Annotated in this window: 20 protein-coding genes and 1 tRNA gene; 8 read left to right on the top strand and 13 right to left on the bottom strand. The window is 64.4% G+C overall.

Translation table 11 applies throughout. From position 1 onward, the window contains the following. Window positions 1-129: 129 nt before the first annotated feature. Window positions 130-1,911, bottom strand: a complete 1,782-nt coding sequence (gene mutL / locus ACG3SL_RS05530) for a DNA mismatch repair endonuclease MutL (protein ID WP_448664142.1) — start codon at window positions 1,909-1,911, stop codon at window positions 130-132. Window positions 1,912-2,060: 149 nt separating this feature from the next. Here mutL and ACG3SL_RS05525 point away from each other — a divergent pair, with 149 nt between their 5' ends. The 7 genes from ACG3SL_RS05525 (at window position 2,061) to ACG3SL_RS05495 (ending at window position 9,209) form a co-directional block, all read left to right on the top strand. Beyond that, window positions 2,061-3,101: a rod shape-determining protein gene (locus ACG3SL_RS05525; protein ID WP_448664141.1), complete on the top strand. Its 1,041-nt coding sequence runs from the start codon at window positions 2,061-2,063 to the stop codon at window positions 3,099-3,101. 19 nt (window positions 3,102-3,120) lie between these two features. After that, complete coding sequence (gene mreC, locus ACG3SL_RS05520) at window positions 3,121-4,014, top strand: rod shape-determining protein MreC (RefSeq protein WP_448664140.1); 894 nt, start codon at window positions 3,121-3,123, stop codon at window positions 4,012-4,014. 1 nt (window position 4,015) lies between these two features. After that, on the top strand, window positions 4,016-4,525 hold the full coding sequence (mreD, locus tag ACG3SL_RS05515; protein ID WP_448664139.1) for a rod shape-determining protein MreD: 510 nt from the start codon (window positions 4,016-4,018) through the stop codon (window positions 4,523-4,525). Window position 4,526: 1 nt separating this feature from the next. Then, window positions 4,527-6,566, top strand: coding sequence for a penicillin-binding protein 2 (gene mrdA, locus ACG3SL_RS05510; RefSeq protein WP_448664138.1), 2,040 nt, complete (start codon window positions 4,527-4,529; stop codon window positions 6,564-6,566). Further along, window positions 6,566-7,684 carry a rod shape-determining protein RodA gene (rodA, locus tag ACG3SL_RS05505; RefSeq protein WP_448664137.1) on the top strand — a complete coding sequence of 373 codons (1,119 nt, stop codon included), beginning with the start codon at window positions 6,566-6,568 and terminating at the stop codon, window positions 7,682-7,684. Before mrdA ends, rodA begins: the two co-directional genes overlap by 1 nt. 104 nt (window positions 7,685-7,788) lie before the next feature. Further along, window positions 7,789-7,864: transfer RNA gene (locus ACG3SL_RS05500), tRNA-Lys, on the top strand. A 259-nt stretch (window positions 7,865-8,123) separates the two neighbouring features. After that, the gene (locus tag ACG3SL_RS05495; RefSeq protein ID WP_448664136.1) at window positions 8,124-9,209 is read left to right on the top strand and encodes a hypothetical protein; all 1,086 of its coding nucleotides are present in this window, start codon (window positions 8,124-8,126) and stop codon (window positions 9,207-9,209) included. Window positions 9,210-9,729: 520 nt separating this feature from the next. Here the strand turns inward: ACG3SL_RS05495 and ACG3SL_RS05490 are convergent. The 10 genes from ACG3SL_RS05490 to ACG3SL_RS05445 form a co-directional block, all read right to left on the bottom strand. After that, window positions 9,730-10,620, bottom strand: coding sequence for a hypothetical protein (locus tag ACG3SL_RS05490; RefSeq protein ID WP_448664135.1), 891 nt, complete (start codon window positions 10,618-10,620; stop codon window positions 9,730-9,732). Further along, window positions 10,617-11,381 carry a hypothetical protein gene (locus ACG3SL_RS05485; RefSeq protein WP_448664134.1) on the bottom strand — a complete coding sequence of 255 codons (765 nt, stop codon included), beginning with the start codon at window positions 11,379-11,381 and terminating at the stop codon, window positions 10,617-10,619. The genes ACG3SL_RS05490 and ACG3SL_RS05485 overlap by 4 nt, the downstream gene beginning before the upstream one ends. 476 nt (window positions 11,382-11,857) lie before the next feature. After that, window positions 11,858-12,325, bottom strand: a complete 468-nt coding sequence (locus tag ACG3SL_RS05480; RefSeq protein WP_448664133.1) for a TIR domain-containing protein — start codon at window positions 12,323-12,325, stop codon at window positions 11,858-11,860. Further along, the gene (locus ACG3SL_RS05475) at window positions 12,325-12,918 is read right to left on the bottom strand and encodes a 7-cyano-7-deazaguanine synthase (RefSeq protein ID WP_448664132.1); all 594 of its coding nucleotides are present in this window, start codon (window positions 12,916-12,918) and stop codon (window positions 12,325-12,327) included. The genes ACG3SL_RS05480 and ACG3SL_RS05475 overlap by 1 nt, the downstream gene beginning before the upstream one ends. Further along, window positions 12,915-13,625, bottom strand: a complete 711-nt coding sequence (locus ACG3SL_RS05470) for an 8-oxoguanine DNA glycosylase (RefSeq protein ID WP_448664131.1) — start codon at window positions 13,623-13,625, stop codon at window positions 12,915-12,917. Before ACG3SL_RS05470 ends, ACG3SL_RS05475 begins: the two co-directional genes overlap by 4 nt. Further along, a complete protein-coding gene (locus ACG3SL_RS05465) occupies window positions 13,625-15,031 on the bottom strand; it encodes a TIR domain-containing protein (protein ID WP_448664129.1) in 1,407 nt (468 codons plus the stop codon). The genes ACG3SL_RS05470 and ACG3SL_RS05465 overlap by 1 nt, the downstream gene beginning before the upstream one ends. Before the next feature lie 24 nt (window positions 15,032-15,055). Continuing rightward, window positions 15,056-16,246: a carbohydrate kinase family protein gene (locus ACG3SL_RS05460; protein ID WP_448664128.1), complete on the bottom strand. Its 1,191-nt coding sequence runs from the start codon at window positions 16,244-16,246 to the stop codon at window positions 15,056-15,058. A gap of 10 nt (window positions 16,247-16,256) precedes the next feature. Next, window positions 16,257-17,129 (bottom strand): DUF4231 domain-containing protein, encoded by an 873-nt coding sequence (locus ACG3SL_RS05455; RefSeq protein ID WP_448664127.1) that lies wholly within the window; start codon window positions 17,127-17,129, stop codon window positions 16,257-16,259. A 33-nt stretch (window positions 17,130-17,162) separates the two neighbouring features. After that, window positions 17,163-18,440: a tetratricopeptide repeat-containing protein gene (locus ACG3SL_RS05450; protein ID WP_448664126.1), complete on the bottom strand. Its 1,278-nt coding sequence runs from the start codon at window positions 18,438-18,440 to the stop codon at window positions 17,163-17,165. Window positions 18,441-18,513: 73 nt separating this feature from the next. Next, entirely contained in the window at window positions 18,514-18,930 is a 417-nt protein-coding gene (locus ACG3SL_RS05445) for a TIR domain-containing protein (RefSeq protein ID WP_448664125.1), read from the bottom strand. Between the two features lie 308 nt (window positions 18,931-19,238). On the opposite strand from ACG3SL_RS05445, the gene ACG3SL_RS05440 reads away from it, so the two are divergent. Further along, a complete protein-coding gene (locus ACG3SL_RS05440) occupies window positions 19,239-20,612 on the top strand; it encodes an IS1182-like element ISShsp2 family transposase (RefSeq protein ID WP_448664124.1) in 1,374 nt (457 codons plus the stop codon). A gap of 341 nt (window positions 20,613-20,953) precedes the next feature. Here the strand turns inward: ACG3SL_RS05440 and ACG3SL_RS05435 are convergent, their stop codons facing one another. Next, window positions 20,954-21,667: a DUF6118 family protein gene (locus ACG3SL_RS05435; protein WP_448664123.1), complete on the bottom strand. Its 714-nt coding sequence runs from the start codon at window positions 21,665-21,667 to the stop codon at window positions 20,954-20,956. Next, window positions 21,664-24,684, bottom strand: a complete 3,021-nt coding sequence (gene traA / locus ACG3SL_RS05430; RefSeq protein ID WP_448664122.1) for a Ti-type conjugative transfer relaxase TraA — start codon at window positions 24,682-24,684, stop codon at window positions 21,664-21,666. Before traA ends, ACG3SL_RS05435 begins: the two co-directional genes overlap by 4 nt. Window positions 24,685-24,701: the final 17 nt, after the last annotated feature.

The raw sequence follows: 24,701 nt of genomic DNA, 5'->3' as shown, positions 1-24,701 counted from the left end.
GCGGGTGCGCGATCGATTGCTCACAGCGCTGGAGCGAACGGCGTTTCAGTAACTGCAACTATGCGTTGGCAGCCATGTCAGCCACGCCCGCTTCAGTTACAGCCCGCCCCAACACTCACGGCAAGCCCGTCACTTCCGCCCGAACAGCTTCTCGATATCGCCATGCGCCAGCTTCACCCAGGTCGGGCGGCCATGGTTGCATTGGCCCGAGTGCGGCGTCGCCTCCATTTCGCGGAGCAGGGCGTTCATTTCCGCGACCGACAGCACCCGCCCCGCGCGCACCGATCCGTGGCAGGCCATCGTGCCCATCACGGCGTCGAGCCGCTCCTTCAGGCTCAACGCCTCGTCATAGCTGGCGAGTTCGTCGGCCAGATCGGTGACCAGCCCGTGGACATCGCCCTGCCCCAGCGCGGCGGGCATCGCGCGGACCAGCATCGCCTGCGGGCCGAAGCGTTCCAGCTCCAGCCCGAACTGCGCCAGCTCGGCGATCCGCGCTTCCAGCCGGTCGCACCCCGGTTCGTCCAACTCGACCACTTCGGGCAGCAGCAACGCCTGGCTCGGCACGCCATTGCCCAGCACGCCGCGCCGCATCCGCTCTAGCACCAGCCGCTCATGCGCTGCGTGCTGATCGACCAGCACCAGCCCGTCCTCGGCCTCTGCGACGATATAGGTCTTGGCGACCTGCCCGCGCGCCACGCCCATCGGGAAGCTCATGGTCTCGGGCACGGCGGCGTGCGCAGGCTCGGCGCGGGCCTGGGGCGGTGCGAGGAAGCTCGGGCGGCGGTCGCTCACCCCCGAATAGCGCGTCATCGGCGCGGGCGATTCGCTCGGTGTCATGTCCCACAGCTGCGCAGCCGGCGCAGGTGCGGGCGCTTCCTGCTGCCACATACCCAGCGCCGCCTCGCTCGGCCGCTGGACGCTGCGATGCCCCGCCTCGTCCAGCGCGCGCCGCAGCCCGCTGACGATCAGCCCGCGCGCCAGCGCCGGATCGCGGAAGCGGACTTCGGTCTTGGCCGGGTGCACGTTCACGTCGACCGCATCGACCGGCACGTCCAGGAACAGCGCCACCACCGGATGCCGGTCGCGCGCCAGCATCTCGGCATAGGCGCCGCGCACCGCGCCCGCGAGCAGCCGGTCCTTCACCGGGCGTCCGTTGACGAACAGATATTGATGGTCCGCCACCCCGCGATTGAAGGTCGGCAGCCCGGCGACTCCGCCCAGCACCAGCCCCTCGCGCTCGAAGTCGATCGCCACGCTGTTGTCGCGCAGGTCGCGGTCGGTGAGCCCGGCCACGCGCTCGGGCCGGCTCTCGCCGGGCTGGACCGACAGCACCCGCCGCCCGTCATGCTCGACCGAAAAGCCGATATCGGGCCGCGCCATCGCCAGCCGCTTCACCACATCAAGGCACGCCGCATATTCCGCGCGCGGCGAACGCAGGAACTTGCGCCGCGCGGGCACGCGGGCGAACAGCTGCTCCACCCGCACGCGGGTGCCGGGGGGCAGCGCCGCCGGCCCCTCGGCCACCCGGTCGCCATTGTCCACGGTCAACGCCCAGCCGTCCGCCCCGCCCCGGACGCGGCTCTCCAGCGTCAGCCGCGCGACGCTGGCGATCGAGGGCAACGCCTCGCCCCGGAAACCCAACGTCGTGACTTGCTCGATCGCGTCGTCGGGCAGCTTGGACGTCGCGTGACGCTCCAGCGCCAACGCCATTTCGGGCGGCGCCATCCCGCATCCGTCGTCGATCACTTCGACCAGTTCGGTGCCGCCGGCGGCCAGCCGCACCGAAATCCTCGACGCTCCCGCATCGATCGCGTTTTCAACCAGTTCCTTCAACGCGCTGGCAGGGCGTTCGACCACTTCTCCAGCTGCAATGCGATTGACAAGATGCTCGGGTAGGCGGCGTATTGACATGGCAATCGCTGTAGCCCAAGCGACGGCATCCCGCGACCCGTATCCGCATGGCACCAGGCCGGATTCTCATCCGTCCCGGGAGGGTCCCGGACTAAATCTTTGTGCGAACATCCGGCGGCGGGCGCCCGACCGGCAGGACGGATTATCTGATGGCTTTTTCCCGCTTTTTCAAATTCATGTCCCACGACATGGCGATCGATCTGGGTACGGCGAACACGGTCGTCTATCTGCGCGGACGCGGCGTCGTGCTCAATGAGCCGTCGGTCGTCGCGGTCGAGACGCTGAACGGCGTCAAGCGGGTCAAGGCAGTCGGCGACGACGCCAAGCTGATGATGGGCAAGACACCCGGCAGCATCGAGGCGATTCGCCCCCTGCGCGACGGTGTGATCGCCGACATCGACGTCGCCGAACAGATGATCAAGCACTTCATCCAGAAGGTGCACGGTCAGCGCCGCTTCATGCGCTGGCCCCAGATCGTGATCTGCGTCCCCTCGGGCTCCACCTCGGTCGAACGCCGCGCGATCCGCGACGCCGCGTCGAACGCCGGCGCCAGCCAGGTGTGGCTGATCGAAGAGCCGATGGCCGCCGCGATCGGCGCCGACATGCCGGTGACCGAACCGATCGGCTCGATGGTCGTCGACATCGGCGGCGGCACCACCGAAGTCGCAGTGCTCAGCCTGCGCGGCCTCGCCTATTCCACGTCGGTGCGCGTCGGCGGTGACAAGATGGACGAAGCCATCGTCTCCTATGTCCGCCGCAACCACAACCTTCTGATCGGCGAAGCCACGGCAGAGCGGATCAAGCAGGAAGTCGGCGTCGCCAAGCCCCCGATCGACGGCATCGGCCAGACGATCCACATCAAGGGCCGCGACCTCGTCAACGGCGTGCCCAAGGAAATCCAGATCAACCAGGGCCAGATCGCCGAGGCGCTGTCCGAACCCGTGGGCACGATCGTCGAGGGCGTCCGCATCGCACTGGAAAACACCGCGCCCGAACTGGCGGCGGATATCGTCGACCAGGGCATCGTCCTCACCGGCGGCGGCGCGCTGCTCAAGGGGCTGGACGAAGTGCTCCGCGACGAGACCGGCCTGCCCGTTACCGTCGCGGAGGACCCGCTCACCTGCGTCGCGCTCGGCACCGGGCGTGCGTTGGAAGATCCGGTATTCCGCGGCGTATTGATCCAGGTCTGACGAAAAGGGCGAGGGGGTCATGGCGCCGCCACGAAATCGGCGCCCGGGTTTTTCGCGGCGGGCGCAATATGGGCTCTTCCTTGGCTATGTGGTCGCGATCGGCATTGCGCTGATCGGCGGCTGCCTGTTGCTGCTCTCTGCGTTCAATCCCCCCGCCTTTGCCGCCGTGCGTGGTTTCTTTGCGGAGATAACCACGCCGATCTCGTCGGGCCTCGCCGCCGTGCGTCGCGGCGTGACCGGTATTCCCGAAGGTATCGGCAGCTATATCAACGTGCGGGGCGAGAATGCCCGGCTGAAGCAGCAACTCGCCGATGAAGCGACGCTGGTGGCACAGGCCCGCACGCTCAACGAGGAGAACCGTCGGCTGCGCGGGCTGTTGCAGGTCCGCGATGCGACGGCGGAGAGCGTGGTCGTCGCTCGCCTCGTCAATTCCTCGCTCGGCAGCACGCGGCGCTACGCCACGCTAAACGCCGGGTTCTGGCAGGGCGTGCGCCACGGCCAGCCGGTGCGTGACGGCGAAGGGCTGATCGGACAGGTCACCGACACCAGCCCCAACACGGCGCGCGTGCTGCTGATTGTCGACGCCGAAAGCGTGGTGCCGGTCCGCCGTACCAGCGACGGGCTTCCTGCGATCGCCTCGGGCCGGGGCGATGGCCTGCTCGATATCCGCTCCGCCAGCGTGGCCACGCTGACGTTCAAGCCGGGCGACACCTTCGTCACCTCGGGCACGGGCGGGGTCTTCACGCCCGGCATCCCGGTGGCGCGCATCATCCGCACCGCGCGCGACGTCGCGATCGGCCAGCCGGCGGCCAACCCGGACGCGCTGGAGTTTGCGCTGGTCCAGAAGGCGTTCCTGCCCGAACCGCCGGCGCCCACGCCCAGCCCCACCGCCACTGCGCGTACCGCTCCTTAAGATGCCGACCGAATTCATACCGCTGGGGCGTTCCGACCGGCCGCCGCGCGCGGTGTGGCTTGCGCCGCTCAGCGTGATGCTGGGTTCGATGATGACGTTGCTGCCGATCATCTCGGTGGTGCCGTTCCTGCCGCCCTTCGGGCTGATGATGCTGGTCGGGTGGCGGCTGACGCGCGGCGATTCGATGCGCGTCTGGGCGTCGGGCCTGCTCGGCTTTTTCGACGACATGCTCAGCGGCCAGCCGCTGGGATCGGCGATGCTGCTGTGGACGCTGTGCATCATCGCCATCGACATCCTCGACACGCGGCTGGTGTGGCGCGATTACTGGCAGGACTGGCTGATCGCCGCCGGCGCGGTCGGCTTCTACCTGATCGGCGGCCGCCTTGTCGCGCTGCCCATCGGCGCCCATGTGGATACCGCGCTGCTGATCCAGATCGGCATTTCGGCAGCATTCTACCCCCTGGTCGCGCGCCTCTGCGCGTGGCTGGACCGCGACGTGCGGAAGGACTGACATGGTTCGCGTGACCGAAGCGACGCAGGCATACAGCTTTTCGCGCCGCGCGCTGGTGCTGGGGGCGATGCAGGGCGGCGTCGCGCTGGTGCTGGCAGGGCGCATGACCTGGCTCGCGGTGTTCGAGAACGAACGCTATCAGATGATGGCGGAGAGCAACCGCGTGAACATGACGCTCAGCCCCCCGCGCCGGGGCTGGATCATCGATCGCAACGGCATTCCGCTGGCCAACAACCGCACCGATTTCCGCGTCGACATCATCCCCGATCGCCTCCAGAATCAGGAACATGTGCTGGCCACGCTCCAGCAGCTCCTGTCGCTCACCCCGGAGGACATGGACCGCATCCAGACCGAGCTGAAACGGGCCGGCGGGCGCGGCGCACGCCCGGTGCAGGTCATGGAAAATCTCGACTGGGAGCAGTTCGCCGCCGTCAGCGTGCGCCTGCCCGAACTGCCCGGCGTCGCCCCGACGCGGGGCTTTTCGCGCAACTATCCGCTGGGCGCCGGGATCGGCCATCTGGTCGGCTATGTCGGCACCGCCTCTGCCGAACAGTTCAAGAAGGACAAGGACCCGCTGCTCGTCACCCCCGGCTTCAAGCTGGGCAAGGACGGGCTGGAAAAGACGCTCGAAAGCGAGCTGCGCGGCGTGCCCGGACAAAAGCGAGTCGAAGTCACCGCGCATGGCCGCCTCGTCCGCGAGCTTGCCACCCGCCCCGACGAACCCGGCAAGAACGTCAAGCTGACGATCGACGCGCTGCTCCAGGAATATGTCGCGCGCCGGCTGGGCACCAATTCGGGCTCGGCGACGGTGATCGACTGCACCACCGGCGACATCCTGGCGATGGTGTCGATGCCTGCCTATGACCCCAACAGCTTTTCCGACGGCATCAGCCAGACCGAGTGGAAGATGCTGTCCGAGGACGATCACGTCCCCTTGATGAACAAGGTGCTGCAGGGGCTGTATCCCCCCGGCTCCACGGTCAAGCCGATGAACGGGCTGGCGCTGATGCAGGCGGGCGTCGATCCCCATATGCGGATCAACTGCTCTGGCGCGATGCGCGTCGGCAATGGCGTGTTCCATTGCCACAAGCGGCGCGGGCACGGCCCGCTCGATCTCAAGAACGCGATCATGCAGAGCTGCGACATCTATTTCTACGAAATGGTGCGCCGCGTGGGCTATGATGCGATCGCCCCCGTGGCGCGCGCCGTGGGCCTGGGCGAGAAGTTCGACCTGCCCTTTTCCACCCAGCGCTATGGCACGGTCCCCGACAGCGCGTGGAAGCTGAAGCGGTACAAGGCCAACTGGACCGTCGCCGATTCGCTGAATGCGTCGATCGGCCAGGGCTATGTGCTCGCCAATCCGCTCCAGCTGGCCGTGATGGCCAGCCGGATCGCGTCGGGGCGCGCGCTGGTCCCCCGGCTGCTGATGAATGCCCCCCGGCACGAGGCGCAGCCGCTGGGATCGACGCCCGAACAGCTGGCGATCATCCGCGATGCGATGTTCGGCGTCGTCAACGGCGGCGGCACCGGCGGCGCCAGCCGGATTCAGGTGCCCGGCGTAACGCTCGCCGCCAAGACCGGCACGGCACAGGTACGCCGCATCACCATGGCGGAGCGCCGCTCGGGCGTGCTGGGCAACGCCGCGCTGCCGTTCAAGCTGCGCGACCACGCGCTGTTCGTGTGCTTCGCGCCGGCTGACAATCCCAAATATGCCGCCGGCATCGTGCTCGAACATAACGGCCACACGATCCGCAATCTCGATACGCCGATGATCGGCCGCGACATCATGACCTATCTGTTCGACCGCGACCGCGCGATGAAGGCGCTGCGCGAAGTCGAGCCGACCTGGGGCGGCGATTACAAGACGCGCATGGAGGCGCAGGCAAAGGCGTTCCGCGCCGCGCAGGAGGCCCCGCCCCCGCCGACGCCCGAGGATGCGGAGGCCGCCGCCAGCACCGTCGCCTCCGAGGCGGCAAATGCGACGACCAGCAACACCATAGACAGCCAGGCCGCGACCCGCGGCAGCGTGGAAGGCGATTGATGAGTTCCCTCGGCCCGGGCTTCATTCCGAAACCGCTGACCCAGTTGCCGTGGAAGGTCATCCTGCTGGTGCTGGCGATCGGCATGTTCGGGCTGGTGGTGCTCTATTCGGCCGCCGGCGGCAGCCTCCAGCCCTGGGCCTCGTCGCAGGGGACGCGCTTCTTCCTGTTTCTGGCGGTTGCCATCGCCCTGTCGCGCGTGCCGGAGAGTTTCTGGGCGCTAGGCGCCTTTCCCATGTACGTCGTGATCGTGCTGATGCTGGTCGGCGTCGAGCTGCTGGGCGCAGTGGCGGGCGGCTCGCAGCGATGGCTCGACCTCGGTATTATCCGCCTGCAACCGTCCGAGCTGATGAAGCCGGTCATCGTGCTCGCGCTGGCGCGATTCTATGAGATGCTGCCCGTGGGCGAGATCCGCAAATTCGGTGCGGTCTGGCCGGCGGCAGTGCTGATCGGCATTCCGGCCGGGCTGGTGATGCTCCAGCCGGACCTCGGCACCGCGTTGATGATTACCGGGTGCGGCGTGATGGTCGTGTTCCTCGCGGGCGTGCCGCTGCGCCTGTTCATCGGCGGCGGCCTCGCGCTGGCCGTGTCCGCCCCGCTGGCGGTGAACTATCTGCTCCACGAATATCAGCGCAACCGCGTGCTGATCTTCCTCGATCCCGAAAGCGATCCGCTGGGCACCGGCTATCATATCAGCCAGTCCAAGATCGCGATCGGTTCGGGCGGCATTTTCGGCAAGGGATTCCTCAACGGGACCCAGAGCCACCTCGATTACCTTCCCGAGGGGCACACCGATTTCGCGCTGGCGACGATGATGGAGGAATGGGGCCTGCTGGGTGGCCTGTTCCTGATCATCGCCTTCGCGCTGCTGATCGGATGGGGCATCAGCGTCAGCATACGCGCCAAGAGCCGTTTCGGGCGCCTGATGGCCGCCGGGCTGTCGGGGACGATATTCCTCTACGCATCGATCAACATGGCGATGGTGATGGGTCTGGCGCCCGTGGTGGGCGTCCCCCTGCCCCTGATCAGCTTCGGCGGCACGGCCGTGATGACCGTCATGATCTGCTTCGGCATGCTCATGTCGATCGACCGCCAGAACCGCCAGATCACCCGCTGGTAAAAAAAATTGCATTTTGGGGTTTACAAGACTCAAAACCGGACGCTAAAGGCGCACCTCCAAACGCGGTGGCGCCACTCCAAAGGCGCCGACAAACGCCCCGGAATGGACGCATAGCTCAGTTGGTAGAGCAGCTGACTCTTAATCAGCGGGTCCTTGGTTCGAGCCCAAGTGCGTCCACCACCTTTTCAGTGACTTAGCGCCCATCGTGAGCAGCGGTCAGTCTCCAAGGTAGCATTTTAGGTAGCGGTCGCTCTGCGACGTTGTGAGACGTTTTTGCGCTGGGTCGATGGGCTGGTCGCTCGGTCGCTCCCGTCCTGCTCCATCGTCCGGTATTGGGCCGATTGCCGGCTGTCCGCTTCGGCTTGGAATCCGGTATAGCTACGGTTCGCCGGCCGCCCGAACGGAGTAGCAGCTAACGCCTCGAACACCGGAGAACCTCTTGGAAGAAGACGCTGAATTCCTGTTTCGCTTCGATCCGGATTTTCCAGTCGCCGATGTCAACGAAATCGGTCGACGCCTGACAGAATCGAAGGCTCTCATTCCGGGCTGGATCGTGCCTGAGGTCGGTGCCTTTGATATCCGTGCCGTCGTGGTGGCCGAGCACTTCGACGGCTGGTCGACTGTCCTTCTGCCCGATCGCAATATCATCTCCCGAATGGCTCGCGTTGCCAGGGAAGGCGTGATTGGGACGAAAGATCATCCCACGACCATTGCTGTCCTGCTCATGGCGTTCGCTCAGGCGGTCGACTTCAACATCGAACCCGGCCTTGCGTTTCATGAGCTCGCCCAGCGGGAAAACAACCAATCCGCACTCTACGAGCTCCGGTGGTTTCGAACCGCCGACACCGGCGGACACGCGCGGGAGTGGATCGACCTCGCACTTGGTCGCAAGACAAGCGTAGCCCTCGACGAGGCCCTGGCAGAAGAGACCGTCAACGTCATTGCGCCCATCCGGAGGTGGCGGTGCAACTATGTCGTCGCGATGAAGATCGCGGCACTCGAGCTCGCGCCCGGCAAACCAACCGACAAGCTCATGGCATTGCTCGATTGGATGAAGGAAGATTTCCTGCTCGCCTCTCCAGCGCTGATCTTCGCAGCGCGGTACTGGGCGCCAAATCTTCCTCGAGCTGGCCTGATCAAGCACGTCAAGGCGCCAGACCGCTCGAGAGTGCTCAAGGGAGCGCGGAACGCGGCGTGGGACATCACCTACCTGAGCGAATTCGTTCGCAGGGTTGGCGAAGGCGTCCCCAAGAAAGAGCAACTCGTTCTTGCGACGGGTGACCGCCTCCTCGCAGAGATTGCACCGATCCTGTTACGCGGACGCGAAAGCGAAGAGCGGCATCCAAGTCTTGAAGAGTCGCTGTCACAGTGGTGGCCTGCCAAGTTCACGTCGCGCTTTTGCGATGCCTTTTTTGAGGCCGCCGAGCAGGCTACTGGCCGCAGCCGCTGGGAGAATGAAATTCAAGACCCGGTCGACCGGTTCACCGCACAGTTTGAAAGGGATCTTCTCGCCTCGACGCCTTAATCTGATCCTGTCGCTGTTGGCACGCGAGGCGCAAAGCTGCCTTCCTCGGTCGCGCCGGCCCGATATTCGCGCGAGCCCAACCGAACAGTTCGAAAACGCGGGAGGAATCTTAGACTTTGAGATATATTATTGATTTCACGAATAATTTCCGTGATGCCCTATCGCCTGCCCCACATTCCCCCCAAGCTTGGCGTGAGATTTTTGAGCTGGCGCGACACTGCGCGTCCGCTTTGTGCCCCAACAGCGGTCGTTCAGTCCCGCCGGGGCGATCCTGAAAGCTGTCGTTCGTTCATGGCCGTGTGCAGCGCCATGACCTTGGCCAAGAGCGCCGGGTCGACCACTACTCGGTGCATCGGCTCCAGATACCCCGCCACGCTTTTCCTACTTACCTGCCGAGCCCTGATCGCACCCGCGCTTCCTACAAACCTCCTCGCCATTCCGCGTTCTTGAGCACGCTGCGCGGACAGCGCGCTCGACGGCTGGCGCCTAGGCCCAAAACGGTCGCCGCTCTCGACGCGGCTCACCGGAAGAGGATGTCGTGGTATGGAGACTTGGTCGTCCGCAAGGCCGGCGTGGCAACCTCACGCCGCGTTGTGAGCGTGTCGTATCGGTCCGGGTGCGGATGGCCGTAGCTGTTCCCCGCGCCATAGGAGAAGACGATGTCGCAAGGTCCGCCGGGCGTCACCGGCCAGTCGCGCAGCAGGGACCGTGTGCCGTTCCTCAACGGGTATTTGGAACCGTGATGGTAGGCGACAAGCCCGGTGAGCGTAGTCCCGGCGCTCCGAAGAGTGTCGAAAAGCGGGACCTCGTCGAACGGCGCGTCGCCGGGGAGAAGGATGACCTGGCCAGCCCCGCCCGACCGTCGCAGGAGCGCAACCGCCACGCCTGTCCGGTTGCAGTTCTCGTGGATGGACGGTGACGGCGAGGACTTTGCGATCTTCTGCCAGAGAATGGCGTCACCGTTTTGCGCGCGGTACTCGAAGACCGTCCCGACCAGCGCCTCGGGGATGCACCGCACCTTCGCGAGGTCGGCCGCGAACCGCACCGCGCGCGGAGACGTCACCTGCCGGGGTACCAGCCAGTCCACGGCTTTTGCGGCGTCGCCTTTCGGGCCAGTCGACCAATGGTCCTCGTCCCAGTGGGTTATCATGACGAGCGCGTCGGTCGACACGGGCAACATCCGGTCAACCTCGGCACGGCTTTTGCCTTCGAAGGGGTTGTCCTGCCTGCCGCCATAGTCGAGTTGCAGGATGGTCCGGCGGGTCTCGTTGAGGATCGCGATGGCGTCACCCTGGCCAACATCGTAGATGCGGGCGCCGGTGATCTCCCGCGCCCTGGCGACGGCCGTCGGCGCCTTGATGCTGGCGACATCGGCGCCGCCGATGCGCGCGCGCTCGAGCTTCCCGCTCAACGGCTGATTGTCACATGTTGCTGCTCGCGGCGGTTCGTGGCAGCGCTAACAGAATAGGTCGCCCGAACTCGTTCCAGCTCCGACTGGGCAAGCTGCTCTTCCTGCTCTTCGGATGTGATGATCGCGACGCCGGTCGCATCAGGACCGTCATCGTCGTCCGGAGGCGGCGCGCCCGTGGGGCCCTCAGGCCCCTCATCGAGATCGGCGTCCGGAACGTACGCCAGCGAGAAGATGTCGCGCAACGGTTCTTCCTCCCACTGTGACAAAGCTCTGAGGCTAAGGAGCTGACCGGACTCGAACTCGGGCTCCGCCGGGCGCCCGGCGTCGGGCTCTCCCATGAACACCGGCTCCCGTGCATCTTGGACGCCGCCCGGCGACAGATCGAGTTGGAACCAATGATGGAGGCGCATGGTCCGCTCGCGCCGGCTGCGCGCCGCGGGATCGTCACCCGACCAGAACAGGTCAATAACCGGCACGGGGAAGCGCTTGAAGGCCTCCTGGAGCGCGGCACGGCGCTGCCGGCGCTGGTCGGCCGAGCGGATCCCGTCAGGCGAGAGGCCAACGACCTCCTTCATCTCGTCGAACAAGGACGCGCGGATGCCACTGAAGCGGGCGCGCACGAACTTGCCTGCGAGAAGAGTCGGACGCGGTCGCAGCGCGCCCAGCCCGGGCGCGTCGACCGCGGTGTCCGGGTACATCGTCGCCATCTCCTCGAGATAGGCAAGGTACGTGAGAATTCTTGGTGATCGGACGTCGGGCATAGCGGAACTGATAACAAGGACGGGTAGCCATGCGCCAGCGACGTTACGCGCCGTTCACCACGCACGCCAATCCCGAGCAGCGGGTTCGTGCAGCGGTCCATTTCCCGCCGTTCGGGTTTCGTACGGGTCACCAATAATATCAATGGTTTAGCTGTTACTGCGACCCGCGCGTCAAATATCCATCAAATATCTTTCTGCGGATACGCGTGGCCTCTCGCGGACAAAGTTCGCGTTTCGCGAGGGCAAGGCCCCCTCCCCGCCGGTGTCGATTCGAAAGCGCCAACCAATGACCGGGAATGGGCCGATTGCTGACTGGCAGGTTTCAGGCTGCTGATCGCGAGAAGCGGACATCCGTTCAGCCGTCATACTAAACGAGAAGATCCCTAAGGGGACGTTCGCGGCGTTGCATTACGCTTTGACACATCACGACCGCGCCGTCCACATTTCTGCGCGGGTCATGGACAAGCTACGTGAGATCAGGACAGCTTTCGGGCGAGATCCTTCCAAGCCACCTTCGTGATGTTCGGGCTTTGTAACCAAGATGGCATGTTACGCGGCGGAGCATCGCCCTTGTACATAGCTATCACGCGTTTGCCGAGTTCTAGACTAGTCTTGACCTCCCACTGGACCCAGTTGCTTCTCGCGGTATTCTCCGAAACATAGACCACCGTTGTCGAAGACTGATTGATACGCTCTTTCAGTCGCGAGCGGATATATTCCGCCCGCTCGCTATTGTATGGCTCGCGCACCGAACGATCGTTGAATTCGATGTCGCTGTTTTCGTTCTTGGCGTGCGCGCGAACCAAGTTGACCTCGTCAATGTCCTTCACAGAAAAGCTGATAAACACGTTCTTGCGCCCGCCCTGCAGCGCTTCCTTCGCCTTTTGCTCCAGCCCCTTCACATCTCCCAGCCGACTGTAGCCGCCCCCGCCGCTGCCACCCATCAGCTCTCTCCCTCGAAAACAAACTCACGACAGGCAATGCACGAGCCGCAAGGCTCGGCCTCGCCCAGATGGCACGAATAAGAACCCATAAGGCCCTTCTCTTCGGTCAGCCGCACCACGTCGCGTTTGTGGAACGCGGCAAGCGGCGCGAGGACACGGATGGGTCTAGCGACCGCCATCGCGAGGGTTGACTCCGCCGATTTCAGAAAGGCGCCGGTCTGATCGGGAAAGAGGCTGGTATCCTCATGCAGCAGACCGATGGAGACGGCATCGGCGCCAACCTGCACGGCATAGGCCGCAGCGGTCAGCAGAAACAGGAGGTTCCGACCGGGCGTGTAGGCATCCTCGTATACTCGTTGACTCACATCGGTAAGCCCGGATCGGATGAGTTGACCAAATCCGCTGAGACCCGCCGTGGCCGGCACGGGAAGTCCCAGGCGCCTCATGCCTTGCAGACACGCCGCGTACTCCCGTTCGCGGGCGCGTTGGCCGTAATCGATAAAGAGCGGATACTGCGTCAGCCCCTCCTCTTTGGCCAGACATGCTACGAGGAGGGAGTCGAGACCGCCGGAGACGAGTGTGACGACGCTCATTCGGCCTGTTCCTTCATCCCTTTGCCGTTCGCCACACGCATGACGATCCAAACGGCCCAATCGAGGAACCCAACCGGCAGGCCGAAGCCCGCAGCGTGATCCTTCAGTACGATCTCATCCCGCCTGTAATCTGCCATTTTGCGCATTGGCTTCGGATCCGCGGTCAGCCCCATCATCATCATGTAATGTATGAGATGACGATCAAGAACCGCCAGATCATAGCTCGCCCCGACGTTTCGGAGAAACATGCTCGCCTGCTTCGGTCCAAGACCCTTGGCATTGGTCACGAACCATCCACGGGCCACCTCGATGTCGTCGAAACTCCCAAGTAGGTCAGACAGCCCGCTTGCCTCGCGTCGGACCTCAACGACCGTGGCGGTCAACTGGCGGGCGCGACTGTCGGGAAAGCGGTATCGCCGTGAAGCGCCATCGATGTCGAACGGACATCTCAACAGTTCCGCCAGCGCGACCTCTAGGTCGCGCGGAGCGATTTCCTCCTCAAGGAATAGTCCGCTTGCCTCCAATCGGGCGGCTGCCGCTTGCGCTGTCTCGTAAGGAACCTGGCTGCTGAGCACGCAGCAGGCGAGCTCGGTCCACAGCCGGCCTTCTGTCCACGGCTGCGGAGTGCCCGTACTCAGCTGACGGTCGATCTCGGCACCGACCACGCCAACCGCTTGGCGGATCCGTTCCGGTGACAGGGGGACCATCAGAGCACGTCCGGAAGCGCATTCCGCGCCTGCATTATTGCTCCCTTAGGAAGGAGGTGCGCGAGGAAGGCGACCAAGGCTTTATCGTCGTGCAGCGCACTCCGGAGCTTCTCGAGCCACGTGTGATAGAAGTCGAGATTATGCATCACAGCCTTGGTCGTATAGCTCACGGCAGGATCGAGCGCAGCCGACGCTGCGACGGGCGAGTTAGCAAGCTCCGCCTGATATTTGAAGAGTTCGAACAGTTGAAAGTGGTGCAACTGGGAGTGCTCGGCGTCGAATGCGTATCTACACCACTCGAGACCATCAAAGCTGTCAGCACCCGCGGCGGACAGGAGGGCGAGGCTGATGGGATTTCCCGCCCCCAGGATGTGGACCGGCTGGTAGCGCCCCAGGCCCTTAAGGGCCTTGCGAATGGCGACCATCGTCCGCGCCCGCTCGAACACTCCCGAGCCCAGCTCCCGCTCGGGGATGGCGATCATCACGGGTTCGAGAAACTGCGCCACTAGTCGCATCACCGCGCCGGCCATATCGGTTTCAAAGTCGTCGTCGGGCAACCGTGGCAGATGAACGATAGGTATTATTGGCGCTGGCGTCAGCTTAGCAGTACGGGTCGCGGCTAAGATAGCGGCCTTGGCGACCTTGTCAGCACTTCCGCGAGGATTAAGCTTGTCAAACGCAAATGCGACATCGTGGGGCGTCGTATCCAATGCCGCCTTGAAGGTTTCAAAGGTCCACGCTCCGTCCTGGCGTCTCGCCTTCTCATAATTGCCGGAGTCCAGCAAAATGGTGGCGCCTCGTCGGCGGCGCCGCTCGAGGGTACTGATCAGGCTCTTGGGGGCGTCAGGGCCGGTATCGTACGCGGAGACGAGGATGGTCTCCGCTCCAAACATGTCAAGCGTCCGTAGCGCCGCAGCGGGAGCCAGCCGGGTCTCGTGGGAGGAAACCGAGAAGAAGAAGGTCGGCAATTCAACCGAGCCGTTCATCGTCAGCCGCTGCGGGCGCTGGTCGGGCCGCCGCCTTTCGATCGTAACGCGAATGCGCTCCACGAGTGAGGAGATCTCCGGGCGATCGCGTTCGCCCGCCCAGCCGAGCATTTCGGTCACCTGCAGGCTGCCATAGCCCATAGGCGCCTCCGCCTCGTGGATGCGCACGGGCAGGATGTCGACCCCCGCCTTCCGTGCGATCTCCAGTTCATCATGCATGTGTGCGTTCAAGGTCGCCGCCGCGGACCAGACTGGAACCAAGACCTCGCACGTCCGGATCTGCATCTCGATCCCCGCCCGATAGTCACCCGCGACGAGGTGCCGGTCCCACCAGACCGACCATTCCGGCTCCAGCACGGTCTCCAGCGCCGACGGTATGCCTGATGCGTCGATGCGCGCATAGATGATGCATATGTCCACCAAAGAGGTTCCGTCCCTCGTCCTCTAACCGCGCCGCTCGGCATTTCGTTCGGGTAGCCCCCCGCTCGCGTCTGCCGCCGGATCCGTCGAGCTGATCCAGCAGGCCCAGTATAGCGCCGTGGTGAAATCCCCCGTTCGAAACACGCCCTCCGGTGACGCCGCGTCTGTCTCGCTAATAACGACGACCCGGCCGGCCCCGACTCGCCGCGCCAGCACGTCGAGGGCGGCCGGCTCGATCTGATCGGCAAAGACGAGGAATGCTCCGTCGGCCGGGAGACCGCTCGACAGATCATCCAGTCGGCGGACACGCATGCCTAGCTGCTGGATCCGCCATGTCGCCTCTTCGCACAGCCAGCGGTCGGCGAGGCGCGCCGTGGAGCAGACCAGATGAACCAGCCCGCCGACACGCGCGCCAACCGCCCGACCCCGGGCGGGTTCATCCCAAGCCGGCTGCAGAGGCAGCAGACGACTTGCCGCATATTGAGAGACACTCCGGGAAGCGGCATGGGCGGCCTCGACGGGATCTCGCCCGAGATGCGCCCATGCGTACGTGAACGCGGCGCTGAACACGTCACCGGTGCCTATCTTGAAAATCGAATCCGACCAGAAGGCGGGTACCCAGGCCGCTGATTGGCCGCGCGTGTGTACGAACGCGCCCTGAACCCCGCTTTTGGTGACCACCACCTCCACACCAGACTCAAGTAGGGCCCGGGCCGCAGCGTCCAGATCATCTTGTTGGGAAGCAGCCCGCAATTCATGAGCGTTCAGCACAAGCGCAAGCTCTTGGGCCGATGAACCGTTCCGGTCGAAAGGCTCGAACTCTCCGACACTCTGGGGATCGTAGACTACCCGGCGTCCGCGGACGACCGCCTCGCCCTCCAAGAAGCCGAACCGCAGAACGGCATTGCCCGCGGCCCGGAGCGGAGGGAGGCGCGCGATGTCGGAGCGTAGAGGGGCGAGAACCGGATCTGACAAGGGGTGGAAATAGGCAAAGGCCAATGCGCTCGCGCTGTCGGTCGCTCTGACGTCGATTCCCGCTGCGACGAAGGGATAAAGCTCGGCTTTGCGCGCGTTCGGAAAATACGTGTGAAGGGTGACAGGTCCCCGGCCGATCAGAGCCTGCGCGGCCCGTCCTCCTGAACCGTACAGCGCCCGCCAATGGGGCGCTTCGCAGGTTTCAAAGTAACACCCGCCAGCGATGACGATCGGTTCCACCACCGCTCCTTCAGTTCGGACGGTCGCGCAGGGCCGATCGTCTGGCAAGCCACTGCGTGTGCTCGCGAGAGAACGCCTCCTCAGCATCGTCGATGAAGATCGACAGGGCGATATCGTCCGCGATCTCGGGAGCACGCGACTTCAATATTCCTATCTCGGCGGCCGTTAGCCCGTAGGCGGCTCCCAGCTCGTTGAACCGCTTGATCTGCATCCATCCGAGAACGGAGGCGCCGAGGAGGATCAGCGGGTCGGGATGGGCGTAGATCCACCCAGGCTGGTCCAACCGGATTAAAAGTACGACGAACGCGATCACGTACAAACAGCCGAGTGCGATCGCGAACCTCCGACCCGCGGCCGAGTTTGACTTAGCCTTCCGCAAGTACCAGTCGAGCTGCTCTTCCACGCGGTCCCGCATGTAAATGTCCAGCCGTTCCGAGCGCGGCAGCATCCGGAACGTCTCCATCTCGACCGTGATCTGGTCGCCTCCGGCGCTACTCCCATTGAACTGCGAGCCCAGGCTGCGGTTAGCGTCGAGCAACTCCTGTAACATCTGACGCAGACGGCGCCGATCCTCCGCGTCGTGCTCGAAAGGCCTGGCAACCATGGCGAACTTCCAAGCGGTGGTCTTCACCGATTCCGCCAAAGCGCGTGCTTGATACCAACGCCGTTCCGGCTTCAGGACTGATCGGACGACAAGCGTAGCGAGCGCCACCCCCAGCAGCACACCGTACACGATGATGTAACGCGGGTCTGGGATCATGTTGACGCCGAGGGCGGAAACCATCAGGAGCGCCGCGTATTCCGTCACTACCAGTCCGAAGTACAGCGACTGCTGATGGTCGGAGGCGCGATCCGCAACCGCGTGAAGAGCGGGGAACTTCATGCCAGCGGCCTGCGGGCTTCAATCACCATGGGACTACAGCTCGCCCGGCGACGGGATGTCGGCCACCGGCACTTCCGATGGGAACGCGCCCAGGACGTGGGCTTTTGACTCCTGGTAGGTCTCGATTTCCCAGAGCGCCGGCTGCTCCGCCATGAACCTGCTTTCGAACTGATTGCCCTCATGCTGCTTGCCCAGGGCGTATGCGCAACTCGCAAGCGTCGCCAACACCCAGCGCCGGTCGGATCGCTCATCGAAGGACGGCGTTTCGATCAGGAGCGATAGGGTTTCGAACAGCACCGTCCGAACCTTCCGCGCGCTCAGACGATCATATAGGGCTTCGTCCGGATCCGCCTGCAACGCCTGCCTGAAGTCGTAGCACAAGGCTAAATTTTCGCCATTGTAGTAGTCCCGCCGGACCTCGAAGCCGCGTCCATAGTAGCGGATGGCAGCATCGAGCTGAGCCCGATCATTCGTCAGATGCCAGAGGCGCTTGCGTATCGCACCGGTGATCCCGAGAGTCTCCGGATCGTTAGACGCATCGGGGCTCAGCTGATCCATGATCCGCAGACCCGCTATCAACGCCTCCAAGGGCGAAGGCTTCTTCGTCTTGTATGTCGCCAGACCCAGCTGCTGGATGATGAACGGGTCCGGACCCTTCAGATGGGCGGCCGCCTGAAACGCTTCCACCGCGGCCTCGGGATCGCTGGCCTTCATCGCCGCCTCACCCCTTTGCATCAGCTCCGAAAGCTTCTCCTGAGCGGCCTCAGTCTCGTCGACCAGATCGGAGAACTCCTCTTCGCTGAGCCTGGGCTGCATGAGCCGCGGAAGATAGGTGTAGACGGGGCTGTCCGTCCTGCCCGACGCCATGACCTCTTCGATCAGCATCCCTAGGTCGCGGGTGGCGCGCTGAGCTTCACGTGCCCCGATGTCTTCACCGAGATGATCGTACTCGAATGTGTTGACGTGGTTCAGGTCGAAATAGAGCCTGCCCTCGCGCTCCTTCATGATGATGGTGCAATTTGGCCGCAGAGCATGCCGCACCCCCAGCTCGTACACTGCGTTGACGTTACCCGTCGAGATGTCGGCGATGACGAGGTCGGACCGAAGCAGCATCTCGTACATGGGCGTGTCAATGATGCCGGAATGCGTGATCTCATCGGCCCTAATGCACCGCAAATTATGCCTCGTTGCGGCTGGTTCAATGATCGCCTCGTAGGTTGCGTCCAAGTCAATCGTCCGCCCGGATTCAAAGTCGGTCTTCTTACCGAAGCCCATCACAACGAAACATATGGCACGACTATCTTCGGTCATAAGATCAACACCCGATATCCCAGATGATGGTGGCCGCGCCGGTTCGACCCGGCGGGCGCCAACTATCCGCGGATCAGTATCCGACTTTCGCGTCGTTTAGAGCATCGACGATCCGGTCCCGTTCAAAGCTGGTCGCCCAGGAGGTGCCGACGTTCAACAGCCCCGCAGGGGTGACGTTGGCCTTGCTCAGCTTCACCGCAGCAAGCTTGAGCTTGATATCGGACTGTTTCGCACGCTCGATCTCCCAAGCCATCCAGTCGCTGGTGCTACTCTTTTCACCAACAATGACCAACAGATGAGTGGCAGATTTCATTAACTTCGTCAGAGATGTCTTGATAACCCCAGCATCTTCACTGTTTATTGGGACATTCGGTCCACGACTGTCGAACTCAAAGTCGAAATTTGCATTGGCGTCCCAAGCCTGAAGGAGGCGCTTGTACAGGGCATCCTCCGAATGATCGTAGCTGACGAAAACCTTCGTTTTTGCCATCCTGCCCCCCTGTCTCTCTCAGATCTTAGATTTTCCTCGGTTCGCGACGACCATACTGACGCGGAGATATGTGGCAACGTCTAGTTATGGGACGCTGCTAGTTTAACTATGCTGACTCGCGCGATCTTCCCGCAGCGATCGCGTACTCGCCGGTGGAGTATCGGACGGGCGGACCAGTCGGGTAAGGCGCCCCAGCCATCCGACGTCCAAGAACCGAGGCGGCTTTCGCATGATGCCGTTGAAAAAGTCGGTCTTGCAGTCGGGGTGACGGTCTGATTCAGCATCAACATGCTGAAGGACGCCAAGCGATGATGGGCGAGCGCCGAGTGGCGCAGGAGGCCCTGTTCTACGAGTTCAGCCTGGATCGACACGTTCCGGTCGATCATCTGCTGCGGGCAATCGACCGGTTCGTGGACCTGTCGGGCATGCGCGAGCACCTGCGCGGCTTTTACAGCGCGATCGGTCGCCCTTCGATCGACCCTGAGCTGATGCTGCGGATGCTGATCGTGGGGTACTGCTTCGGCATCAGGTCGGAGCGCCGCCTGTGCGAGGAGGTGCACCTCAACCTGGCTTACCGCTGGTTCTGCCGTCTGGGGCTCGACGGCGACGTGCCGGATCACTCGACCTTTTCGAAGAACCGGCATGGGCGCTTCCGTGAGAGTGATCTGTTCCGCCAGTTGTTCGAAGCCACTGTGCGGCGTTGCATTGAGGAAGGACTGGTCGGCGGCGACGGCTTCGCTGTCGATGCCAGCCTGATCCGCGCCGAGGCCAACCGGCAGACCTATGTCGAAGGAACGCAGGGTCTTGGCGCTGTTCCGGCAGGGCGTGCCGTCGAGGAGTACCTGGCCGTGCTCGACGATGCAGCTTTCGGCGGCGCAACGCCGGTTAAGCCCAAGCGCGTTTCGCCGGTCGATCCTGCGGCCCGCTATACCCAGGCGCACGGCAACCGCGCCGACTTCTGCTACGCCACCAACTACCTGATCGACGTCGACAATGCGGTGATCGTGGATGTCGAGGCAAGCACGGCAGTGCGCCAGGCCGAGGTGACCGCGGCCAAGCGGATGATCGAGCGGGCAGCCGACCGCCATGGCCTATGGCCCCGCAAGCTGATCGGCGACACCGGCTATGGCTCTGCCGGCATGCTCGCCTGGCTCGTGCACGAGCGCGGCATCGAGCCGCACGTGCCCGTCTTCGACAAGTCCGCCAGGAGTGATGGTGCGTTCGAGCGCAGCGACTTCACCTTCGATCACGAGGATGACAGCTATATCTGCCCGGCTGGCAAGCGTCTGCGGCCGCGTAACCGCAACTTCACCTCGCCGCGACCGGAGGCCGACCAGGACGGCTTCATCCGCTACCGAGCGCGGCAGCAGGACTGTAGCAACTGCGCTCTCAAGCCACAATGCACACCCATCTTGCCGGCTCGCAAGGTGACCCGCTCCATCCACGAAGGCGCTCGCGATCTCGCTCGCGCCCTGTCGCAGGAAGATGAATGGATCGCCTCACGCCGCGAGCGCAAGAAGGTCGAGATGCTGTTTGCCCACCTGAAGCGCATCATGCGGCTCGACCGGCTACGACTACGCGGACCCAATGGTGCCCGGGATGAGTTCCACCTCGCCGCAGCCGCCCAGAACCTGCGCAAGCTCGCCAAGATCAGCATCACCAGGCAGATGGCGATGGCATGAGGTCAGGCGATTCTGCTCAGCCGTTTCGATCCGCACCCTCCGCTTCGCGGGGAAGGCGACTTTTTCAACGGCATCGCATGATCCTGGTCGTTCGGTCGAGGTTTGGGATGGCGACCACCCGAACCCGGCAGGATGATGCCAGCACCGGTCAGAGCTGCTGACCTTCAAAATCAACTAAGTTGCTACAGATGGGAAAAGCGCGTGATCGCTGTTTAATCGCTCCAGAGCGGTCGTTCCGTCTTCCATCAACTTGGCGGTCGCTGGTGCATGAACGGCAGCTTTGGGATCGAGTGCCGAGCCTGCGAATGACCGGGATTAGGGCGCAATCCAGACGAGCGGCTTCAGCGAGCCTTCGGCGTTCCTACCTCGATTCGGCACATAATCGCGTCACTGGATCGCGCGGCGCGTTTGCGACATTCGGCCAGCGCCTTCGCATTGTCCTGCACAAGCCGCGCAGCGTCGTCCAAAGCGCGCAGCCGCGCCGGGTCAGCCACCCGGAGCAGGTGTACGCCTGCATCCCATTCGGGGCGCTCGAGCATTCGCGCAGCGGCGCGCTCCGGCCAGCGCCAGCTCTCAGGCACCGACCGTGCGACCGCCATCGGAAGGATCGCCCCCAGCGCGAGCCCCAGAACCGATGCCCCGACCGCGATACCGATCATCCAACGCTTCTGGTTCTCGGCGGTCGCGGCAGACTCGACCATGCCCTGTAATGACCGGATCGCGACGCCCAGCTCCCGGTTGGCCTGGTCCCATGCCTGATGGTCGACGGACCTTACCTGCGCGCCGGCTTCGGCAATCTGTTGGCCGATCGTCTCGGGGGTAAGCGCAACCCCCGGCTTGTCGGCGAGGAAGTAGAACGCCTCGACGACCTTGTTCCACCGCTCGTGGACCTTGGCGAGGTCCGGCCCGTAGTCACGCGCATGCAGTTCCTGCTGTCTCGCCGCGAACCCTTCCACAGCGGCGGTCAGCCCTGCCAGCTTGCGGCTCATGGTTGCGAACGCGACCTCCGGATCGTCGATGTCGCCTGCTGTCTGGGCGGTGGTCTCGTCTGTCATAGTCCGATCCCAAGATTGCGCCCGCGATCGATCGAGAGCGTCAGTTGCTGGGCGATCGACCGCGTCCGCGCCTGCTCTGCGAGCGCAGAACCGATGCCGCCGTCATGGCTGCCGGGCGCCCATTCCAGCGACCATTGCCGCCCGATCAGCTCGCCGCCGCGGCGGCTGAGCGCGGCGCCGAGCGCCGGGTCGGCCTCGAGCCCCTTGGCTAGGGCGCGCATATGGCCTTCGACTGCACCGCAGGCATCGCGATCCTGCCATCCCGCGAGCTTATCGCGCTGCGTGCGCAGTTGCTGCCAGCTTTGGACGAACCGGTCAGCACGAAGCTCGGGGTTGGTGCGCACCTCCGCCTCGAGCTGCATCTGCCGGATGGCGCTGGCGGTGCGGCCATTGGCTGCCTCGCCGACCAGACCGGGCTCGCGCGCGAACGCGGCGTCGAGGTCGCGCGTGCCGTTGGCATGGGCAGCGTCGAGCGTCTGCGCAGCCTGGAGCTTGGCAGCCTTCTGATATTCGAGTGCAGGGAGGCCCTGCCCGGTCATGCGATCGACGTCCTGCACGGCGCGGGCATAGCGCTGGACTGCCGAACCGAGTGCGGAGTGCCGGTCGCTCGGGGCCTGCTCCGGAGATGTCGATAGCCTGAGACCGTCGAACCGGCTGCGCGGTCGTGCCGGCTCGGCGTCATGCACCCGCAGCCGCAACCCGTCGAACCTGCCACGCTTCGGCGGTTCGGGTGCCGTATGGCTACGATCGACCAGCGGCGCGTGGGCCATTGCGTCGAGGATGCGCGAACGATCGAACCCGCGCTGCTCGGCAAAGCGGGTCGCACTCTGTTCGTAATCGAGCGCGCTGTCCTTTGCCCGGTCGCGCGACAGCGTGCGGGCGAGCCGTTCGATGCCGTCGAAGTCGTCTCGGCCATAATGGAGATGCACCGCGTCGCGGTGCCGCGACAGCGCAACATAGGCAGCGTGCCGATCCAGACCAGGCGTCGCCAGCACATGCACGCGATCGACCGTGAGCCCCTGCGCCTTGTGGATCGTGGCGGCATAGCCGTGGGTGATGTCGGAATAGTCCTTGAAGTCGAACGCGACCCGCCGACCATCATCGAGCCGCACCGCCATGCGGGCGCGATCAACCTGTTCGATGGTGCCAAGGGAGCCATTCTTCACGCCCAGTTCGCGTTCGTTGCGCAGGAACATGATGCGGTCTTGGGCGCCAAACAAGCGCTCGCCGCGCGTGGTTTTCACAGTAACTTCAGTGACTAACGTCCCGTCACGCTTCATCCGGTCCCGGGCCAGCGCATTCAGTTCATCGCATTCTTCGTTGGTATGCGACAGAATGATCGAAGAGTGCGCCGGGTCGGCAACCCGGTCGCCATCCCAGCGGTCGATCAGCGCCTCGCGCGCCTCCGCGCGGGTCTCCGACTCGACGAGCATCCCGGCTCGGGCATAGGCGTCCAGCGCCTCTCCGGTCCGCCCGGTGGCGAGATGGCGTGTCGCATCGCGCTGCCAGTCTTCGCGCTGGCGGCGAACCTCGGTGATCTCGATGCCGCCGTGCCGCTCGGCGGTGGCGCGGAACGCCGCCCCTGCTTCGATCGCCTGGAGCTGTTCGGGATCGCCGACCAGCACGACCTTGGCGCCGCGCTTCTCGGCTTCGCCGATGACGCGCTCCATCTGCCGCGAGCCGATCATGCCTGCTTCGTCGATGACGAGCACCGAGCGCTCGGTCAGGACCTCCCTGCCCTGCCCCCATTGATGCTCGATGCTGGCGATGGTCCGCGATGCGATGCCCGAGCCGCTCTCGAGATTCTCGGCAGCGATGCCGGACAGCGCGAGCCCCTGGACCTGATAGCCGGCACGCTCCCATGCCTCGCGCGCAACGCCGAGCATCGCGGACTTGCCCGTGCCGGCATAGCCGATGACGACGCCGAGGTCCTTGCCGTCGGTAACATGCTCGAACGCCGCGCGTTGCTCGCCCGACAATAGCATCCCGCGCTGCTCGGCAGCTTCAAGCGCGCGCTCGCGGTTCCGCGCTCCGACGCGATGCCGTTCGCGTTCCGCCAGCGCCTGCGTCTCTCGCGCGAGCCGCTGCTCGGTCTCGATCATCTCCCGGCTGGTGAACCGCTCTTCGCCGCGCCCGTCACTGCCAAGCGCGACCAGCTCGGGCGATCCGCGCACCGCCGCCATCACAGAATCGAACTGCTCCTTGCCGTCGCTATGCCGGTGCGCAAACCGGGCAAGGTCGCGGGTGGTGAAGGTCGCCTGGGTGTGCGTGATCGCATCGAGCGCCAGACCCGGCCGCGCGATGATCTTCTCGCCGTTCGATCGCGCGATCTCGAGATGCTCGGCGGCACGCTCGGACTCCAGCCCCTGCACTGCCATGCGCGACGCTGCCGGACCGATCTTGTGCTGCGGCTCGAGCTCGATCCCCTGCGCTTCCAACGAACGGTGATCGATCCGCGCATCGATATCCAACTGCGCCAGCCGCTCATTGACATGGCCGCTCCAACGCTCGCGCCATTTCTCGAGCAGGTCGGTGCGGTTCCAGTCGCGGTTCTTCTTCCCGAACCCGTCGGAGTCCACCTCGCGCATTGTCAGCATCACATGCGCGTGCGGCTTGGGCTCGCCATCGGCGCCAATATCCCAATGGACATTGAGGTCGGCGATCATGCCGCGGTCCACAAACTCGTCGCGGACGAAGTCGCGCGCCAGCGCGATGCCCTGTTCCTTGGTCATCTCCTTCGGAATCGCGAACTCGATCTCGCGTGCCAGTTGCGCGTCGATCCGCTTCTCGGTCGCTTCGACCTCATTCCACAGCCGCTCGCGGTCCGACAGATGCTCCGGCGCGCCTTCCGGCAGCAGCACTTCGGAGTGGACGACGCCCGCCTTGTTGGAGAAGTCATGGCTCCGGTCGAGCCGCTCGTCGCGCAGCCGGGAGGCAGACCGATAGGCCGCCGACGCCAGCGCTGAAGAGCCGGAAGCGCGCGAGATGACTTTAGCCGAGAAGTGATAGATCGCCATGGCGGCAATCCATCTAC

The sequence above is a fragment of the Sphingomonas degradans genome, assembly GCF_053502645.1.
Note: the sequence above shows the minus strand (reverse complement) of the source record. Positions and strands in the feature narration are given on the sequence as shown.

What these genes read in the sequence shown, in the direction of transcription:
- ACG3SL_RS05445 (WP_448664125.1), bottom strand. Translation starts at nt 18,930, where the DNA reads ATGGCAAAAACGAAGGTTTTCGTCAGCTACGATCATTCGGAGGATGCC.
- mreD (WP_448664139.1), top strand. Translation starts at nt 4,016, where the DNA reads ATGCCGACCGAATTCATACCGCTGGGGCGTTCCGACCGGCCGCCGCGC.
- ACG3SL_RS05470 (WP_448664131.1), bottom strand. Translation starts at nt 13,625, where the DNA reads ATGGTCCCCCTGTCACCGGAACGGATCCGCCAAGCGGTTGGCGTGGTC.
- traA (WP_448664122.1), bottom strand. Translation starts at nt 24,684, where the DNA reads ATGGCGATCTATCACTTCTCGGCTAAAGTCATCTCGCGCGCTTCCGGC.
- ACG3SL_RS05475 (WP_448664132.1), bottom strand. Translation starts at nt 12,918, where the DNA reads ATGAGCGTCGTCACACTCGTCTCCGGCGGTCTCGACTCCCTCCTCGTA.
- ACG3SL_RS05440 (WP_448664124.1), top strand. Translation starts at nt 19,239, where the DNA reads ATGATGGGCGAGCGCCGAGTGGCGCAGGAGGCCCTGTTCTACGAGTTC.
- mreC (WP_448664140.1), top strand. Translation starts at nt 3,121, where the DNA reads ATGGCGCCGCCACGAAATCGGCGCCCGGGTTTTTCGCGGCGGGCGCAA.
- ACG3SL_RS05450 (WP_448664126.1), bottom strand. Translation starts at nt 18,440, where the DNA reads ATGACCGAAGATAGTCGTGCCATATGTTTCGTTGTGATGGGCTTCGGT.
- ACG3SL_RS05485 (WP_448664134.1), bottom strand. Translation starts at nt 11,381, where the DNA reads ATGCCCGACGTCCGATCACCAAGAATTCTCACGTACCTTGCCTATCTC.
- mutL (WP_448664142.1), bottom strand. Translation starts at nt 1,911, where the DNA reads ATGTCAATACGCCGCCTACCCGAGCATCTTGTCAATCGCATTGCAGCT.
- ACG3SL_RS05480 (WP_448664133.1), bottom strand. Translation starts at nt 12,325, where the DNA reads ATGGGTGGCAGCGGCGGGGGCGGCTACAGTCGGCTGGGAGATGTGAAG.
- ACG3SL_RS05455 (WP_448664127.1), bottom strand. Translation starts at nt 17,129, where the DNA reads ATGAAGTTCCCCGCTCTTCACGCGGTTGCGGATCGCGCCTCCGACCAT.
- rodA (WP_448664137.1), top strand. Translation starts at nt 6,566, where the DNA reads ATGAGTTCCCTCGGCCCGGGCTTCATTCCGAAACCGCTGACCCAGTTG.
- mrdA (WP_448664138.1), top strand. Translation starts at nt 4,527, where the DNA reads ATGGTTCGCGTGACCGAAGCGACGCAGGCATACAGCTTTTCGCGCCGC.
- ACG3SL_RS05525 (WP_448664141.1), top strand. Translation starts at nt 2,061, where the DNA reads ATGGCTTTTTCCCGCTTTTTCAAATTCATGTCCCACGACATGGCGATC.
- ACG3SL_RS05435 (WP_448664123.1), bottom strand. Translation starts at nt 21,667, where the DNA reads ATGACAGACGAGACCACCGCCCAGACAGCAGGCGACATCGACGATCCG.